At 61.7% G+C, this 17,466-nt stretch carries 7 protein-coding genes; 3 read left to right on the forward strand and 4 right to left on the reverse strand.

Annotated elements, in window-relative coordinates:
• The first annotated feature begins 17 nt into the window (after positions 1 to 17).
• Positions 18 to 1,478, forward strand: coding sequence for a metalloprotease TldD (tldD, locus tag GYK42_RS24125; RefSeq protein WP_058050878.1), 1,461 nt, complete (start codon positions 18 to 20; stop codon positions 1,476 to 1,478).
• 171 nt (positions 1,479 to 1,649) lie between these two features.
• On the opposite strand, the gene GYK42_RS24130 is transcribed toward tldD, so the two are convergent.
• A complete protein-coding gene (locus GYK42_RS24130; RefSeq protein ID WP_166449557.1) occupies positions 1,650 to 4,496 on the reverse strand; it encodes a TonB-dependent receptor in 2,847 nt (948 codons plus the stop codon).
• Positions 4,497 to 4,991: 495 nt separating this feature from the next.
• Here GYK42_RS24130 and aroG point away from each other — a divergent pair, with 495 nt between their 5' ends.
• A complete protein-coding gene (aroG, locus tag GYK42_RS24135; RefSeq protein ID WP_058050880.1) occupies positions 4,992 to 6,056 on the forward strand; it encodes a 3-deoxy-7-phosphoheptulonate synthase AroG in 1,065 nt (354 codons plus the stop codon).
• 117 nt (positions 6,057 to 6,173) lie between these two features.
• On the opposite strand, the gene GYK42_RS24140 is transcribed toward aroG, so the two are convergent.
• From GYK42_RS24140 to GYK42_RS24150, 3 genes are all read right to left on the reverse strand, one after another.
• Positions 6,174 to 8,720 carry a TonB-dependent receptor gene (locus tag GYK42_RS24140; RefSeq protein WP_240943784.1) on the reverse strand — a complete coding sequence of 849 codons (2,547 nt, stop codon included), beginning with the start codon at positions 8,718 to 8,720 and terminating at the stop codon, positions 6,174 to 6,176.
• Between the two features lie 458 nt (positions 8,721 to 9,178).
• Entirely contained in the window at positions 9,179 to 11,848 is a 2,670-nt protein-coding gene (locus GYK42_RS24145) for a TonB-dependent receptor (RefSeq protein ID WP_166449559.1), read from the reverse strand.
• A 361-nt stretch (positions 11,849 to 12,209) separates the two neighbouring features.
• Entirely contained in the window at positions 12,210 to 14,990 is a 2,781-nt protein-coding gene (locus tag GYK42_RS24150) for a TonB-dependent receptor (protein WP_052755893.1), read from the reverse strand.
• A gap of 622 nt (positions 14,991 to 15,612) precedes the next feature.
• Between GYK42_RS24150 and GYK42_RS24155 the strand changes: the two genes are divergently transcribed.
• Positions 15,613 to 17,457 carry an ABC transporter substrate-binding protein gene (locus GYK42_RS24155; RefSeq protein ID WP_240943786.1) on the forward strand — a complete coding sequence of 615 codons (1,845 nt, stop codon included), beginning with the start codon at positions 15,613 to 15,615 and terminating at the stop codon, positions 17,455 to 17,457.
• Positions 17,458 to 17,466: the final 9 nt, after the last annotated feature.

Genomic DNA, 17,466 nt, shown 5'->3' on the forward strand with positions numbered 1-17,466 from the left:
GAATGTTGAGAAAAGCCATGATTCCATTTGAACCCAATCTATCCAGCCTGGCCGTGGCGCGTGATATCCTGCTCACGCCGTTCGGCCTGGACGAAGACAAGCTGCTCAAAGCCCTGGGCACGATGTTTACGCACAAGGTCGACTATGCCGACCTGTATTTCCAGTCGACCAAGAGCGAAGGCTGGAGCCTGGAAGAGGGCATCGTCAAGACGGGCAGTTTTTCCATCGACCAGGGCGTGGGCGTGCGCGCCGTGTCCGGCGACAAGACGGCGTTTGCATATTCCGACGACATTTCCGAGCGGGCCCTGCTGGAAGCGGCGGCGGCCACGCGCACGATCGCGCGCGCCGGTGCCGGCAAAATCAAGATCGCCGGCCAGATGCAGCCGCAAGGCGGACGTTCCTTGTACCTGCCCAACGATCCGCTCGCGTCGCTGGACGCCACGGCCAAGGTGCAATTGCTCGAGCGCGTGGAAAAGATGGCGCGCGCGAAAGATCCCCGCGTGGTGCAAGTGATGGCGGGCCTGGCCGGCGAATACGACGTGGTGCTGGTGCTGCGCAGCGACGGCGTGCTGGCGGCCGACATCCGTCCTCTCGTGCGCGTGTCGCTGACCGTGATCGCGGAACAGAATGGCCGCCGCGAAACGGGCTCGGCCGGTGGTGGCGGACGATTCAGCTACGACTATTTCAGCGATGCCGTGCTGGAACAATACGCAACGGACGCCGTCAATTCGGCGTTGGTGAACCTGGAAGCGCGCCCGGCGCCCGCCGGCCCCATGACCATCGTGCTGGGTCCGGGCTGGCCCGGCATCCTGCTGCACGAAGCGATCGGCCATGGCCTGGAAGGCGATTTCAACCGCAAGGGCTCGTCCGCGTTTTCGGGCCGCATCGGCGAGCGCGTGGCCGCCAAGGGCGTCACCGTGGTCGATGACGGCACTCTGGCGGGCCGGCGCGGCTCGTTGAATATCGATGACGAGGGCAACCCCACGCAATGCACGACCCTGATCGAGGACGGCATCCTGAAGGGGTACATCCAGGATACGATGAACGCGCGCCTGATGAAGATGCCCGTGACGGGCAATGCGCGCCGCGAATCGTTCGCCCACCTGCCCATGCCGCGCATGACAAATACGTACATGCTGGGCGGCGACAAGGACCCGGGCGAGATCCTCGCGTCCGTCAAAAATGGTCTGTATGCCGTCAACTTCGGCGGCGGCCAGGTCGACATCACGAACGGCAAGTTCGTCTTCTCGGCCAGTGAAGCGTACATGATTGAAAACGGCAAGCTCAGCTACCCTGTCAAGGGCGCGACCCTGATCGGCAACGGCCCGGACGTGCTCAACCGTGTCTCCATGATCGGCAACGACATGCGCCTCGATTCGGGCGTGGGCGTATGCGGCAAGGAGGGGCAGAGCGTGCCCGTGGGCGTGGGGCAGCCGACCTTGCGCCTTGATGGTATTACGGTTGGCGGTACGGCCTGATTTTTCGGGCACTGTGAGGCCAACATGGTTGTCGGATTACGCGCGGCTGCGCCCCGCTAATCCGACCTACATTTCTGGCATGCTGCCCGTGTAGGTCGGGTTAGCGCAAAGCGCGTAAGCCGACATCACCATCAAGCCAACCACCGGCCGCGCCAACACGGTTGCTGGATCTCAGAATTTATACTTCACCCCCGCACTGACAAAGCGTCCCGCCGCGCCCGCGTAGTCGAGTGGGTTGTAGCCCGTGGCGCCATACGTCAGCGGGTCGAGCGGGGCGATCTTGTCGAACAGGTTTTGTATCGTCGCAAACACTTCCAGCTTGGGCGTGGCCAGCCAGCGGGCCGTCAGGTCCACCGTGGTGAACGAGGCGATGCGGCAGCCGCGCGGCGCGTCCGTGCCGTCGGCGAAATGCGTGGCGCAGCCGTCCGGGTCGTTCTTGAAGCGGACATTGTCGAGCGGCGCGCGGTAGTTGACGTTGGCCGAGACTCGCCAGTTCTGGCGTTCCCAGGTGGCGCCCAGGTTGATGCGGTCGTCCGGCGTGCCCATGCAGTTGGATATATCGCAATTGCCATGCGTGCCGGCAAAATCGCGCTGCGTGCCATCCTGTTCCGTGCGCAGCCATTTGTACAGATGCGTCCACTTCAGGTCGAAGGTCAGGCTGCCGTAGCCATGGTCGAGGTTGAAGCGCTGGCGGGCGTCGATATCGATGCCGCGCACCGTCGTTTGCGCCGAATTCACATAGTTGGCCAGCACGGCCGTGATGGCGCCCGGATCGCCGGGAATGCCGGTGGCCGTGGACGGGTCGCGCGCCACGTTGCCGGCGGCAATGGCCGCATCCGTTTGCTCTTGGTTGATTTCATTCTTGCGGCGGATTTGCCACAGGTCGACGGAAATGCTGCTGCGCGGCAGCGGGTCCCACACGGCACCGACGGAATAGCTGCGCGAACGTTCGGGCGACAGGTTCGGATTGGGCGACGTGATGACGGCGATCGGCGCGGGATCGCACGCCACTTCCACGCCCAGCGCGCAGCGCAGCGGATCGCTGGCAGTGGAGAACGCGGCCAGGCCGCCGACGCCGTTTTCCGCCGCGCTGGGGGCGCGGAAACCCTTGGCGAAGGTGCCGCGCAGGGCCAGTTCGCGCATGGGAGTCCATTTCACGCCCACTTTCGGCGTGTAGGAATTACCCACATCGGTGAAGTGGTCGGCGCGCAGGGCGCCCGACAGTTCCACGGTTTTCAGCACGGGCGCCAGCACTTCGGCATAGATGGCCGAGGCATTGCGGCTGCCCTTGTAGGCGGAATAGCCGAGGCCGATGATATTGCCCCGCTCCGTGCCCGTGGTGGGCTTGAGTTGCGTCGATTCGTGGCGGAATTCGGCGCCCACGGCCAGGCCCAGGCTGCCGCCTTCCAGCTTGGCCACCTCGCGGCTGGCCTTGAAGTCGATCTGCGCGATATGCGTCTTGGCGTCGTTCGAGATGCGCGGCGCCAGGGCAGCGTACAGCTCGGGCGAATTGAGGCCCGCGTTTTCCGCGATGCGCCACAGGCTGCCGGCCGGCAGGGCCGCATACGCGGGGTTCAGGCTGGCCGCGGCCACGTTGGCGGCGGTCGGGTTGAGCAGGGCGAAGGCGACGTCGCGCTGCAGGTAGCCGTCCAGGTCGTTCGACACCTTGTTCTGCGAGTACAGGATGGCGCTGTCGATATCCCAGCCCGCCACGGTGCCCTTGATGCCGGCGACAAAGCGCGTGAAGGTGGAATTGACTTCCGACAGGCGCGGCCCCACGTCGGCTGCCAGGTAACGCAGCCGCGCCGCCGTGCCGAAATACGGATTGTCCGGGTGGGCGGCGCCGAGCGAGACGCCCGCATTGCTGACGGGGCCGCCCGGGTAGCCGACCGAGCCGCTGACCGTCGACGGCGTGGTGGCCGAATGCGATTCGCTGTGATACACGTTCAACTCGGCATACGTTTGCAACGCCGGCGTCAGTTGCCAGGCGGCGCGGCCGAAGAAATTGATATTCTTTTGCTTGGGCTGGATCTGGCTGTACTGCTGCGCGGCATCGGTCAGGCAGCCGCCGCCCGGGTCGCCCTGCGGGTGCGTGGTGAAGTTGCCGCAGGCGGCGCCGGGGAAGGTGCGCGTAAAACCCGCGCCGGCCAGGTTGCCGCGGTTGTAGTAGTCGAGCGTGTCGGGATTGCGTACATTGCCGTTGACGGCGCTGCCGGCCGCGTTGTTGGTGGTGATGGCGCCCGCGCCGCTGAGCGATTCCTGCGCGCTGAAGCCCAGGTCGCGCAAATCGCCGCGTCCCACGGCGCCTCGTCCGGCCCGGTCGCGGTTCCAGATGGCGGCTTTTTCGCTGTATTCGAGGTTCAGCAGCACGTTGTAGCGGTCGCTGTCGATGTCGCCGAAGCCGTGCGTGATGGCGGCGCGCGCGTCGCGCCCGTCCCATTCCTTCGTCTTGCCGTAATTGCCCTTGATGGCCGTGCCCTGGTAGTCGCGCCGCAGGATCACGTTGACGACGCCGGCAATCGCGTCCGAACCATAGATGGCCGAGGCGCCATCCTTGAGGATTTCCACCCGTTCCACCGCTTCCAGGGGAATGATGTTCAGGTCGGCAAATACCTTCTGGCCATCGTCGGCCAGGCCATACGGCGCCACCCTGCGGCCGTTGAGCAGCACCAGGGTCGAGGCCGTCCCTAGGCCCCGCAGCGACACGCCGGAAGCGCCGGCGGCAAAGCCGTTGCCGAAGCTGGTGGGCACGGAACCCTGGTTGTCGACGGCCAGGGTCTGCAGCAGTTCGGCCACGCTGGACTTGCCCGATTTTTCAATGTCGGCCGCGTTCAGGGTTTGCACGGCGGATGCCGTTTCCGCCTGCGCGCGACGGATGTTCGAGCCGGTGATTTCCACGCGGGCAACGGGGGCAGCTTCCTGTGCCAGGACGGGCAGGGCGAGCAGGGCGCTTGCCAGGGCCAGGCCCATGCGTGGCGGTGAAAGCAGGGATGGATGGGCGGATTCTTTGTAGGTCATGCGATTCTCCGGAAGGTCAGACAGGAAAAGGTGGGATGCACCTTGAAGTCTTGGCCGTGCGGCCTGGCGGGGATTCGATCTATATCAGTAGTGCGCCGCTTCCCGGGTTCAAAACGGGCCGCCGTGGCGTGCGCGCCACGGCGGCCTCAGCATTGTTGGCGAGCCGGTGCGCATCGGCAGCGCGCAACTTTTTATGCTTTTTGACGTATTTTGCAGTGTAAAACGGCGGCTGCATGCGGCTTTTCCGACAAATATGCTTGCCAACCCTTGCAATTTAGGTTTATAGTCGTTCATCACTTACGGATGACTCGCATGTTCGCTCGCCACTTTTTTACCGCTTATTTTTACTTTAGCAATTCCAACCCAAAGGCGGTGGAGTAGCGGTCGGTTCACGTAGCAGCAAAACGAGATCCCAGCAAATTCTAAAAAACCGCCACTGATGGCGGTTTTTTTTTACCCAGATGTTTTACCCATCCTTAAATTTTGGAGAAAATGATGCCCCGCACCGATGATTTGCGAATTCGCGAAATGAAGGAATTGACCCCGCCGTCCCACCTGATCCGCGAATTCGCCTGCTCGGAGCAAGCCGAACAGACCGCCGCCAGCGCCCGCATCGCCCTGCACCGTATCCTGCACGGCCAGGACGACCGCCTGATGGTGGTGATCGGGCCTTGCTCCATCCACGACACCAAGGCGGCGATGGAATATGCGCGCCTGCTGGTCAAGGAGCGCGCGCGTTTCGCGGGCGAGCTGGAAATCGTCATGCGCGTCTACTTCGAGAAGCCGCGCACCACGGTGGGCTGGAAGGGGCTGATCAACGATCCGTACATGGACAACAGCTTCCGCATCAACGACGGCTTGCGCATGGCGCGCGAACTGTTGCGCGACATCAATGAGCTGGGCTTGCCGGCCGGTACCGAGTTCCTCGACGTGATCAGTCCGCAATACATCGCCGATCTGATCAGCTGGGGCGCCATCGGCGCGCGCACGACGGAATCGCAGGTGCACCGCGAGCTGGCGTCGGGATTGTCCTGTCCCGTCGGCTTCAAGAATGGCACGGACGGCAATGTGAAAATCGCCGTGGAAGCCATCAAGGCCGCCTCGCAGCCGCACCATTTCCTTTCCGTCACGAAGGGCGGCCACTCGGCCATCGTTTCGACCAACGGCAACGAGGATTGCCACATCATCTTGCGCGGCGGCAAAACGCCGAACTATGACGCGGCCAGCGTGGACGACGCTTGCAAGGCCATCGCGGCGCAAGGCCTGGCGGCGCGCCTGATGATTGACGCCTCGCATGCGAACAGCTCGAAAAAACCGGAAAACCAGATTCCCGTGTGCGCCGACATCGCCGCCCAGGTGGCGGGCGGCGACGACCGCATCGTCGGCGTGATGGTGGAGTCGCACCTGGTGGCGGGGCGCCAGGATTTGATCCCGGGCAAGGAATTGATCTATGGCCAGTCCGTCACGGACGGCTGCATCGACTGGAGCGCCAGCGTGGCCGTGCTGGAAAACCTGGCGCAAGCCGTGAAGCAGCGCCGCCTGAAGGGCGACGCGGAATAAAGTGACGTGGCGCGCAGCATGAAAAAAAGCCCGGAAAGCTAAGCTTTCCGGGCTTTTTCATTTCATTCAAGATGCCTGACAGAAGCGTAGCGAGCGGCTAGCTTATGTCAGGTGTATTTAGAACTTGTAGGTCGCGCGCACGTAGAAAGTACGGCCCAGCGGATCGGCGTAACGCGGATCGTAACCGGACTGGAAGGTGCCGATCTGGTTACTGAACGGTGGATCTTCGTTCAGCAGGTTTTTCACGCCCACGGTGACTTCGGTGTTCTTGAAGCCCGAGTACGCGCCCGACAGCGACCATACCGAGTAAGCCTTGACGCTTTGCTCGAATTGCGGATCGACATAGTTCTGGTCGCGGTAGCCGCTCATGTACTTGTTCGACAGCGTGGCGTTCCACTTGTCCAGATTCCATTGCAGGGAGGCATTGTGTCTCCAGCGGAATACCGGTGCATTGTCGCCATACACGCCCACGTTTTGCACGAATTCGCCGCCGCGTTCGTTCTGGTACTCATACTTCTGTACCCAGGTGCCGTCGAAGTTGAAGGTGAAGTTGCCGTACTGGCTGCGTGGCAATTTCCAGTTCAGGCCCAGGTCGATGCCCGAGGTGTGCATTTCGCCCAGGTTGCCCAGGGTGGCCAGCACGTAATCGAGCTTGCCGTCGGCCGTGTAGATGAAGTTGCTTTGATATTTATCGTAATTGTCGAACAGGGTCTGTTCGGCCACGGTGCCGATCTTGTCGCGCAACTTGATCTTGAAGTAATCGAGCGACACGGTGACCGACTTGACAGGCTCGATGACGATACCGGCGCTGAAGGTCTTCGATTTTTCCGGGCCGACGTCCGGATTGCCGCCCGAACGGATGTATTGCTGCGCGCCGCAGGCGACGTTGCTGTTGGCGCCAGGGATCGGTACGCCGCCCGGGCACAGGCGTGGATCGTCGTACTTGTTGGCCGTGAAGGTCTTGGTTTGCGGACCATGCAGGTCATACAGCGTTGGCGCGCGGAAACCTGTGTTGTAGGAGCCGCGCAGCAGCACCTGGCTCGTTGGCTGCCAGCGTACGCCGACTTTCGGGTTGAAGCTGCCGCCGACGTCGTTGTAGTGGTCATAACGGGCTGCCAGCGACAGTTCCAGGTCTTTTACGACAGGAATGCTCAGTTCCGTGAAGATGGCGGCGATGTTGCGGCTGCCCGACTGGTTCTGCGCTTCGGCGTAGCCGGAGCTCGACGCCTGGCCTGCCAGGTCGCGGTTCACATTGTATTCCGCCTTGTCGTTGCGGAATTCCGTACCGACGGCGAAGCCGACGGCGCCTGCCGGCAGGGTGAACAGTTCACGGCTGACTTTGGCGTCGACTGCGGTGCTGGTCATCTTGGCGCTCAGGTACTCGCCTTTCAGGACGGAGTCATTCAGGTAGGCCTGGCCGGCGGCGCTCTGCTCGCCGAACGGGTTCAGGATGCCATTGCCAATGCCGTCGATGATGCGCTGGTCATTCAGGTAGCCGCCCGTGAAGGCGCTGGTGGCCTTGCTGACGGAGTAGCTCAGGCCGACGTTGTAGTCCCACGCGCCCAGGACGCCTTCGGAGGCCAGTACCAGGCGGTCCGAGGTGCTGGTGTCGAAGCCGCTGCGCTGGCCCGACGCCACTGGACGCCAGCTGATGTCCAGCGGTTCGCCCGACAGGCCCGCCATGGCTGGCACGCCGCCGCTGCCGCCCGGGTAGTACGGCGAGCTCGACGACATGAGGATGCCGATGTTCGACATCGGCGGCGGCGAGATGCGCGCTTCGTTGGTGCTGCGCGAGTGCAGGTATTCGATGGTGGCCAGGTGATCCTGGTTCAGCTTGAAGCTGGCCTTGCCCAGGAAGGATTCCTGCTGGGTTTTCGGGATGGCCTGGATGAATGGCGTGACATCCATGGCGCAGGTGCTCTTGCCCGAGGTATTCTTGTACAGGTTTTCACCCACGCAACCGCCGGCGAAAGCCGGGTTGCCGATCAGGCCATTGCCCGTATCGTAGAAGTTGGCCGGGAAGGTGGTGCCGCTCAGGTTATTCACGCCCTTGCTGGGGATGTAGCCGCTCTTCGAGAAGGAACGGTCGGCCGTGCTCAGCGCCGACTGGCGATGTACGTCGACAACGCCGAAGACGTTGAAGCCATCTTTGTTCAGGTCGCCATAGCCGCCGGACAGGTTCAGGCGCGACTCGTCGCCGCCGCCCGATTTCTGTGGCTCGTAGTGTTCGACCGTGACGGAACCGCCTTTGACGGAACGTTTGGTGATGAAGTTGATCACGCCGCCGATGGCGTCGGTGCCGTAGATGGCGGAAGCGCCGTCACGCAGCACTTCGACACGCTCCAGGGCGGAAATAGGGATGATGTTCAGGTCGACGGACGAACCGTTGAACGGGTGGCTGGCGATACGGCGGCCGTTCAGCAGGACCAGGGTCTTGTCGCCGCCGATGCCGCGCAGGTTGGCGACGGACTGGCCGCCCGTACCGGAGCCAACGGATTGCGAGCTGCTTTGCGAGCTCTGATTCATGGAAATGGTGGACAGGACTTCTTGTGCCGTCGTCAAGCCTTGCTTGGCGAAATCGTCAGCCTTGATCGAGGTGATCGGCAGCGCTGTCTCCGATGCCAGGCGCTTGATGCTCGAACCCGTGACTTCTACACGTTGCATGGGTGCATCTGTTGTTTCTTGCGCATACGCGGCGTGCATGCCCAGGGCCAAACTGCCAGCAAACATCAGGCGCAGCGACCGCGATATTACATTTTCTATCATCATCTGAAATTCCTTGTTATTGTGATAAAGGCGGCAATTATTTTGAAATAACTTGTTGCTTACTAACAATTTATTTGCCTTTTTACAAATCCACCAATGAAAATTCTGTAAATTTTCAGGGCCCTCATCAAAACATTCACGATTCAGATTGTCAATTTCGTGCGGAGTTTTTGGACGAAATGCAACATATTGCTATTTTTTTTGCATTAGTTCAGGAATAAAATATCGTCAACCCTTGTCAGGCGCACTCAGGCGCGTAAAATAAAACGGCGCACAGCATCTCTGCTGGCGCCGTCTTCGTGCTGCAGGCAAACGCTTGCCAGCGCTGCCCGTTGATCCTGTTTTGCCAATCTCCCTTAGAACGTATAGCTGCCGCGCAAGTAGTAGGCGCGCCCGAGCGGGTCCGTATAGCGCGGGTCATAGCCTTTCTGGAACAAGGTGCCCTGGTTCGAGAACGGCGGTTCCTTGTCGAACAGGTTTTTCACGCCGGCCGTCAGCAGCAAGCCTTTCCATGTGTAGCTGCCCGACACGTTCAGCAGGCTGTAGGAAGGCACATCGTGGCGGAACTGCGGGTCCACCTGGTTCTGATCCGTGTAGCTGGACTTGAACGATTGCGAGACGGTGGCGCCCCAGTTGCCCAGGCGCCAGTTCAGCGCCGCCGTATGTTTCCAGCGGAATACGGGATTGTTGTCCGCGTAGCGGCCCACGTTGGCGATGAATTCGCCGCCGCGCTCGTTCTGGTAGTCATACTTGTGGGTCCAGGTGCCATCGACCGACACGCTGAAATCGCCATAGGCGCCACGGCCCAGGCGCGCATTCAGGCTGACGTCGATACCGTCCGTTTTCACTTCCCCGAGGTTGTCGTTCAAGTCCAGGATGGCGAAAGGCGAACCATCGGGATTGCGCAGGAACAAGGCCTTGTATTTTTCGTAGTTGCCGTAGATGGATTGTTCGGGCAAGGAGGAAATCTTGTCCTTCAGGTGGATGTTCCAGTAATCGACGGCGAGCGTGACTTCCTTGATCGGTTCGAGCACGAAGCCGACGGCGAAGGTGGTGGATTTTTCCGGTTTCAGCTTTTCATTGCCGCCTTGCAGCTTGAATTGCTGCAAGTCGCAATCGCGCAGGGGGTTGGCGCCCGGTTGCGGCACGCCGCCCGGGCAGAGGATGGGGTCGTCGTAGGAATCGTTGGTATCGTTCTTCGACGGCGGTGCATTCTTTTCAAACAAGGTGGGAGCGCGGAAACCCGTGCTGGCCGAGCCGCGCAGCACCAGCGCGCTGCTGGCCTGGTAGCGCAGGGCCAGCTTGGGATTGGTGGTGCTGCCCACGTCGCTGTAATGGTCGAAGCGGGCCGCCAGCTGCACTTCCAGGTCCTTGATCAGCGGCAAGTTCACTTCGCCGAAGACGGCCTGGATCGTGCGCGAACCGCTCTTTGACAGCGAGCCGGACAGGCCGGAACTGGCGGCCTGGCCGGCAATGTCGCGGTTCACGTTGAAGTCGGCTTTTTCACGTCGCAGCTCGCCGCCCAGGGCGATGGCCAGCGGGCCGCCGGCCAGCTGCATCAGTTCGCGGCTGCCCTTGATGTCGAAGCCCGTGGTGGTGACCTTGGCGTTCTGCACCTCGCCGCGCAGAGCCGTGCTGTCGAGGTAAGCCTTGCCGGCCGCATCCTGCACGCCAAACGGGTTCAGGATGCCGTTCAGCACGCCGGCGGCAAAGCCCGCATCCTGCACGTAGCCACCTGTAAATTTTTCCGAGGATTTGCTGATTGCGTGGCTCAGCCCCGTCTTGTAGTCCCAGCCGGCCAGTTCGCCTTCGAGGGCCAGTACCAGACGGTCGGCCTTGCCGTCCGAGTCGATCTGCCGCTGGCCCGCTTCCACGGGACGCCAGTTGACGCTCAGCGGCTGGCCCGACAAGCCCGGCTGGGCCGGCACGCCGCCCGCATTGCCCGGATAGTATTTGCTGGTGTTGGGCAGAATCAAGCCCGTTTGTGGCGGTGGCGCCGTGCGCGCCTTCACCTTGTTTTCCGAATGCAGATATTCCACCGTGGCCAGGTGGCCGCCGCCGAGCTTGAAGGCGCCCTTGCCGAAGAAGGCCAGCTGTTCCTGGGCGGGCAAGTTGTCGATCTGCCGGGTGTAATCCTGGCGGCAGGTGCCGTTGGCGGCGGCTACCGACAAGGGCGGCAAACAGCCGCTGGCCGCGTAGGGATTGCCGGCCAGGCCGTCGCCGCCGTTGGCTGCCGCATCAAAATAATTGCCGGGGAAAGTCGTGCCGCTGGTAATGGACAGGCCGCGCGAGGGGACGATGCCGGTCGCCGAGAAGGCGCGGTCCTGCGAGGTCAGCACATTTTGCTTGTGGTAGTCGAGCACGCCGAAAATATTGTAGCCGTCCGTGTCGAGCTTGCCGAAACCCGTCGACAGGTTGACGCGGTGTTCGCCGCCGCCCTTGTGTTCGGGCGCGACGACTTCGGCGGTAATATTCGTGACATTCACCGAGCGCTTGGTGATGAAGTTGATGACGCCGCCGATGGCGTCCGTGCCGTAGATGGCCGAAGCGCCGTCGCGCAGCACTTCGACACGTTCCAGGGCGGCGATTGGGATGATGTTCAGGTCGACGCTGGCGCCGTCATACGGATGGTTGGCGATGCGCCGGCCGTTGAGCAGGACCAGGGTCTTGTCGCCGCCCAGGCCGCGCAAGTCGGCGCTGGCCTGGCCGCCCGTGGGCAAGCCGCTGGTATTGCCGCCGACGGCATTGCCGCTGCCCATGCTGGAGGAATTGGAGGGGATCTTGCTGAGCACTTCCTGGGCCGTCGTCAGGCCCTGTTTGGCAAAATCCTCGGCCTTGAAGATGGACAGCGGCGTGGCCGTTTCCGAAACGAGGCGCTTGATGGAGGAACCGGTGACTTCGACGCGCTGCATGCTGCTCGTGTCGCTGGCTTCTTGCGCCAGCGCCTGCTGGCTGAACAGGCTGGCGGCAAGGCCGCCAGTGCAGATCAAACGGATGGAACGGGACAGGCGTGTTTCTCTGATCATGTTCAAGACTCCTGGAAAAGCGGTTGGCTAGAAGGGCAAGAACGGCCGCGCTGGTTGGCGCACCGAGAACATTGAAAAGTATTTATATCTTTTCAAGCGATCCACTGTAATGAGCTGCAAAAGTCCTTGTCAACATGGCATACAGGTTTGTGTGCCTAAACAACGCAGTGCACGATAGGCACTGATTTGGAACAAAGAAGGTGCATTTTGTGCCGCATTTTTGACGAGGCTGCCATCGCCCTCGCACGCAAAATAAAAAACGCCCGCTGCAGTGCAACGGGCGCGTTGGTGTGGATGGCATGACGATAGTGACGCAGCCTTGCCGGATGCTCAGGCTGCGCTTGGCAGCCTGGGCGGACGCTTAGAAGAACTTGTAGCTGGCGCCCAATTTGAAGTAGCGGCCGATGGCGCCGCTGGCATCCATCGGGTTGTAGCTCATGCCGCCGTAGGTCAGCGGGTCGAGCGGCGCGATCTTGTCGGTCACGTTGTTGATCGAGGCAAACAATTGCAATTGTTTGTTGACGTTCCAGCGGCTCGACAGGTCGAGCGTGGTGAACGAGGCGATCTTGCAACCGTTTGGCGCCGCTGTGCCGTCGGCCAGTTTGGAAGCGCACGGCTTGCCTTCAAACAGGATGTTCTTCATGTCCGAACGGTAGTTCAGCACACCGCTGACGTTCCAGTTGCCCAGGTCCCACGAGCCGGTCAGATTGATCTTGTCCTTCGGCGTGCCGGCGCAGTTGGAGGTGTCGCAATTGCCATGCGTGCCGGCGAACTGGTAGCGCACGGTGGACGACTCGGCCCGCACCCACGAAGCGATGTGGGTCCAGGTCAGGCCGAACGTGGCGCGGCCGTAGTCGCCCAGGCGCACGCGCTGCTTGACGTCCAGGTCGATCCCCTTGATCTCCGTGAAGCTGGAGTTGCGGTACGGCGCCTTGGTGATCAGCAAGGTGCCCGTGTTCGGCGTGACGACGCCATTGATGGTCAGGTTGTTGTCGGCGCGGATGGCCGTCGGCAGGGCGGCCGCTTCGTTGTACGGCAGCGGGTTGATCTCGTTTTCGCGCTTGATCTTCCAGGCATCGAGCGACAGGCTGGTATCGTTGAACGGATCCCACACCAGGCCCAGGGTGTAGCCCTTGGATTTTTCCGGCTTGAGGCTAGGGTCGCCGATCTTGACGGCCGCCACCTGCAGTTCGCAGTCGCTGGCATTGGCGCCCGGCAAGCGGGTGCCGCCCGGGCAGCGCACGGGATCGCTTACGGTCGAGGTGCCCGTCGATTGCGAATTGGCGTTGCTTTCGGCAGGGCCCGGCGCGCGGAAGCCTTCCGAATACGTGCCGCGCACGGCGAAGGTTTTCAGCGGCGTCCACTTGGCGCCCAGTTTCGGCGTGGTCGACGAGAAACGGTCATATTTGTCGTAACGCAAGGCGCCCGACAGTTCCACCGTCTTGATGACGGGCGCTAGTACTTCGAGGAACACGGCCGAGACTTTGCTGTCGCCCTTGGCTGCCACGTAGCTGGAGTTGATGGAACCGTTTTCCGTGCCCGACAGCGATGGATTGTCGAGCTTGTCGCGGCGGTGTTCCGCGCCCACGGCCAGGCCCAGTGCACCGCCGGGCAACTGCATCAGTTCGCGCGACGCCTTGAAGTCGATGATGTCGAGCTTGGTGGTGGAATCGGAGGTGGCGTTCGTCACCATGGCCGCGTACAGCGAGGCCGGATTCTTGCCCGCCTGCGCGCCGATGTAGTACGGGAAATACTTGCTGTTCGGATTGCCCAGCGCATCCTTGACGACGGCCATGTTCAGCATGTTGCTGTAATCGAGGTGCAGCTTCGATTCCGAATGCGTATAGCCGGCATCGTAGTCCCAGCCCATGGCGTTGCCCTTGACGCCGAGCACGATGCGGTTGAATTCGTTGTTGGCCTGGCGCGTGCTGGCGCCCACATCGAAGGCCTGGTAGCGCACGCGCACCGGCACGCCATACGGATTTTGCGGGTGGTTGGCGGCCAGCACGATGGTGGTGCCGGCGCCGGAACCGTAGTTGACGACGCCAGTCGGGCTGGTGGCGTTCGGCGGGAAGGCGATGGTCGGCGTGATCGATGGCGGTATCAGGGTGAAGGCCGTATCGCGCTTCGAGTAGCCCGCTTCCGCGTACACCTGGGTATCGGCATTGACTTGCCAGGTGCCGCGCGTGTACAGATTGATCGATTCGATCTTCGGCTGCATCGAGCGGAACTGGTCGTGGTGCCACAAACAGCCGCCCTTCGGATCTTGCGGTGAAGACACGGACAAGGTGGAGCAGCCGGGCAGCGCCACATAGTTGTTGGTGACGGGATCGCGGATCAGGCCCACCGGCGAGGCATTCGCGTCGTTGTTGCCATTGATGTAGCCGCCGGCGAACTGGGTGTTGATCGCATAGCCATACGGACGCAGGTCGGCCTTGCCTATCCATTTGCGGCCGGAGCGCTCGTTGTTCATCAGCATGTCCGATTTGGTGTATTCGGCATTGAGGACGACATTGAATTTATCCGTATCCAGGTTGCCCTTGCCGAAGGTCAGCGAGGCGCGGTGCTGCTTGGCGTCGCTGTCGCCGGAAATGCCCGTGTCGCCTTTCAGGGTCAGGCCTTCGAAGTCCTTGCGCAGGATGATGTTGACGACGCCGGCGATGGCGTCCGCGCCGTAGGTCGAGGAGGCGCCGTCTTTCAGGATTTCGATGCGCTCGACGATCTGCATCGGCACGGTGGACAGGTCGGTAAAGCTCTTCTGGCCGTCATCGGCGCGCGCGAACGGCGCCATGCGGCGGCCATTGAGCAAGACCAGGGTCGAGGTGGCGCCCAGGCCGCGCAGCGAGATGGCCGTGGAGCCGGCGGCAAAGCCGTTGCCGAAGCCCGTCGGCAGGGAGCCGGCGCCATCGGCGGTCAGGGTTTGCAGGTATTCGGCGACGGTGGCCTTGCCCGATTTCATCAAGTCGTCGCGGGTGATGACCTGTACCGGCGATGCGGTCTCGGCCGTGGCCCGTTTGATGCTCGATCCTGTAATTTCCACACGTTGTACATTGGCGTCTTGCGCCATTGCCGGCGCAGCCATCATGCCTAGGCTGAGCGCTGCTACGCTACCCGAAAAAATCAGGCGTACGGAGCGGGACATCACTGTTTCCATCATCATTCTCAAACTCCGAAAGTGTGCTCGGCTGGCCCTTGTGCGGCACAGCTTTGCCAGGGTGATAAAGATTGCTGCGTCGGCAATCGCTGTGGATCAAACGGCATATCGTGTGAGTTGCCGCCATTGATAAGACCATTTGCCGTGAAACCTTGTCAACGCGCAAATGGGACATTTCGGGATGGAAACAACAGTGTTTTTTATAATGTTTGAGTGTTTCAGTATTAGCAATTATTTTGATGCTGCACTGCGCTATGCGTTTTCTGCCCGCCGATAAAAAGTGCGCTCATTCACGGACATAAGGGTTTCCACCAATGCGCTTTTGCGCGGCATTGGCCGGGCTATGTTGCGGTGCGGCAAATTTCCCCGGTAGCGCCGGTGCTTGTTGCTGCGCACGCCAGAAGTGCCGCGGCTTTTCGCCCGGCGAACAGAATATGCGTTATCGTTACGCGTTTTCCAGCGCGTCAATGCATCGGCGCGGCTGGCTGCGAACAAGGCATAGATCTTGCGAGGATGGACTGGTTTTGGCGGTGGAATCCTGTATCCCAGGGGGAAGCCAGTACAAGCGCACCAATACGGTGCGACAGATAATCGAGATGAAGGGTATTACATGAAGTCACCATGGATGCGGCGCGTGGCGCTGCTCGCCTGCCTGGCCACCCTGCCGCTGGCCGCCGTTGCCGCGGCGGCAGATGCCACCTCTGCCCCCGCGGCCGAGCCGGTCAAAACCTTGCGCTATATCCTGCCGGCCGCCGAGACTGGCTTCGATCCGGCCACCGCGCGCGACCTGTATTCGAACCACATCACGCAGGCCGTCTTCGACACCCTGTACACCTATGATTACCTGGCGCGCCCCGTCAAGGTGGTGCCCGGTGCGGCCGCCGCCATGCCGGAAGTGTCGGCCGACGGCAAGACCTACACCATCCGCCTGAAAAAAGGCATCCTGTACACGCCCGACGCCGCGTTTGGCGGCAAGCGCCGTGAACTGACGATGGCCGATTACGTCTATTCGTGGAAGCGCCTGTTCGATCCGCGCCTGGCCTCGCCGCACAGCTGGCTGTTCGAAGGCAAGGTGGTGGGACTGGACGACCTGGCCAAGGACGCGGCCAAGTCGAACAAGCTCGACTACAGCAAGAAGGTGGCCGGCCTGGAAATCCTCGACCCGTACACCTTGCGCATTTCACTGACCAAGACCGATTTCAATTTCCCCATGATCCTCGCCTACGTGCCCACGTCCGCCGTGGCGCGCGAAGTGGTGGAAAAGTATGGCGACGTGAAGGGCGAAGTGGGCTCGAATCCCGTCGGGACCGGCTACTACACCTTGGGTGAATGGACGCGCGGCAACCGCATCGTCCTGAACCGCAACCCGCAGCACTTGCCGGAAACGTGGAATTTCCTGGCTGGCGACGATCCCGACGACCAGCGCATCGTGCGCCAGATGCAGGGCAAGCGCATTCCCGCCATCGACCGCATCGAAATTTCCGTGATGATCGAAGACCAGTCGCGCTGGCTGTCATTCCAGAGCGGCGGCACGGACGTGTTCTGGCTCGATGGCCCGCTGGCGCCGAAAGCGCTGCTCAACGGCAAGCTGCGTCCCGAGCTGGCGGAGAAGGGCGTGCAACTGTCGCGCTTGCTGGACCCGGAAATCAGCTATTACTACTGGAACATGCAAGACCCTGTATTAGGAGGCTTCGGCAAGGAAAAGATCGCCCTGCGCCGCGCCATTGCCATGGCGCACAATATCGATGAAGAAATCCGCATCATCTGGAATGGCCAGGCCAAGCGCCTCGACTATCCGATCCCGCCCGGCGTCGTCGGCTACGATCCGCACTACAAATCCCTGCTGCAATACGATCCCGTGCTGGCGAATAAACTGCTGGACAAATTCGGCTACAAGAAGGGCGCCGATGGCTGGCGCACTTTGCCTGATGGAAAGCCGCTGCTGATCCGCTACGCTTCGCGCAATGAAGCCAATGGCGTGCTGCAGGCGGAAATGTGGCGCAAGACCTACAACTCGCTGGGCATCCGCATGGAAAACGACCGCATGATCTTTTCCGACATTCTGAAAACGGAAAAGCAGTGCAAGATGCAGACGCGCACGGCGCCGTGGCTGGCCGATTATCCGGACGGCGACAACTTCATGCAGCTGTTCTACGGCCCGAACACGCACCAGAACAACAATGGCTGCTACCAAGATCCAGAATACGACAAGTGGTACGCAGCCAGCCAGGCCATGCCAGCCAGTCCCGAGCGTGACGAGCTGTTCCACAAGATGGCGCGCCGCCTGGAAGTGAACGCGGGCGCCCTGATCGGCTATGCGCGCTACCGCAATATGCTGGCGCAAAAGTCGGTGCAAGGCTACAAGAAGCACCCGATCCTGTTCCAGGAATGGGCCTTCATGGATATCGACAGCACGGGTGCGCCGGTTGCTACTCCGGCCCCCGCTGCTAAATAAGCGCGGCTT

This window comes from Janthinobacterium lividum (assembly GCF_011601275.1).
Taxonomy (GTDB): domain Bacteria; phylum Pseudomonadota; class Gammaproteobacteria; order Burkholderiales; family Burkholderiaceae_D; genus Janthinobacterium; species Janthinobacterium lividum_E.

What these genes read in the sequence shown, in the direction of transcription:
- tldD (WP_058050878.1), top strand. Translation starts at nt 18, where the DNA reads ATGATTCCATTTGAACCCAATCTATCCAGCCTGGCCGTGGCGCGTGAT.
- GYK42_RS24130 (WP_166449557.1), bottom strand. Translation starts at nt 4,496, where the DNA reads ATGACCTACAAAGAATCCGCCCATCCATCCCTGCTTTCACCGCCACGC.
- aroG (WP_058050880.1), top strand. Translation starts at nt 4,992, where the DNA reads ATGCCCCGCACCGATGATTTGCGAATTCGCGAAATGAAGGAATTGACC.
- GYK42_RS24140 (WP_240943784.1), bottom strand. Translation starts at nt 8,720, where the DNA reads ATGCAACGTGTAGAAGTCACGGGTTCGAGCATCAAGCGCCTGGCATCG.
- GYK42_RS24145 (WP_166449559.1), bottom strand. Translation starts at nt 11,848, where the DNA reads ATGATCAGAGAAACACGCCTGTCCCGTTCCATCCGTTTGATCTGCACT.
- GYK42_RS24150 (WP_052755893.1), bottom strand. Translation starts at nt 14,990, where the DNA reads ATGTCCCGCTCCGTACGCCTGATTTTTTCGGGTAGCGTAGCAGCGCTC.
- GYK42_RS24155 (WP_240943786.1), top strand. Translation starts at nt 15,613, where the DNA reads ATGAAGTCACCATGGATGCGGCGCGTGGCGCTGCTCGCCTGCCTGGCC.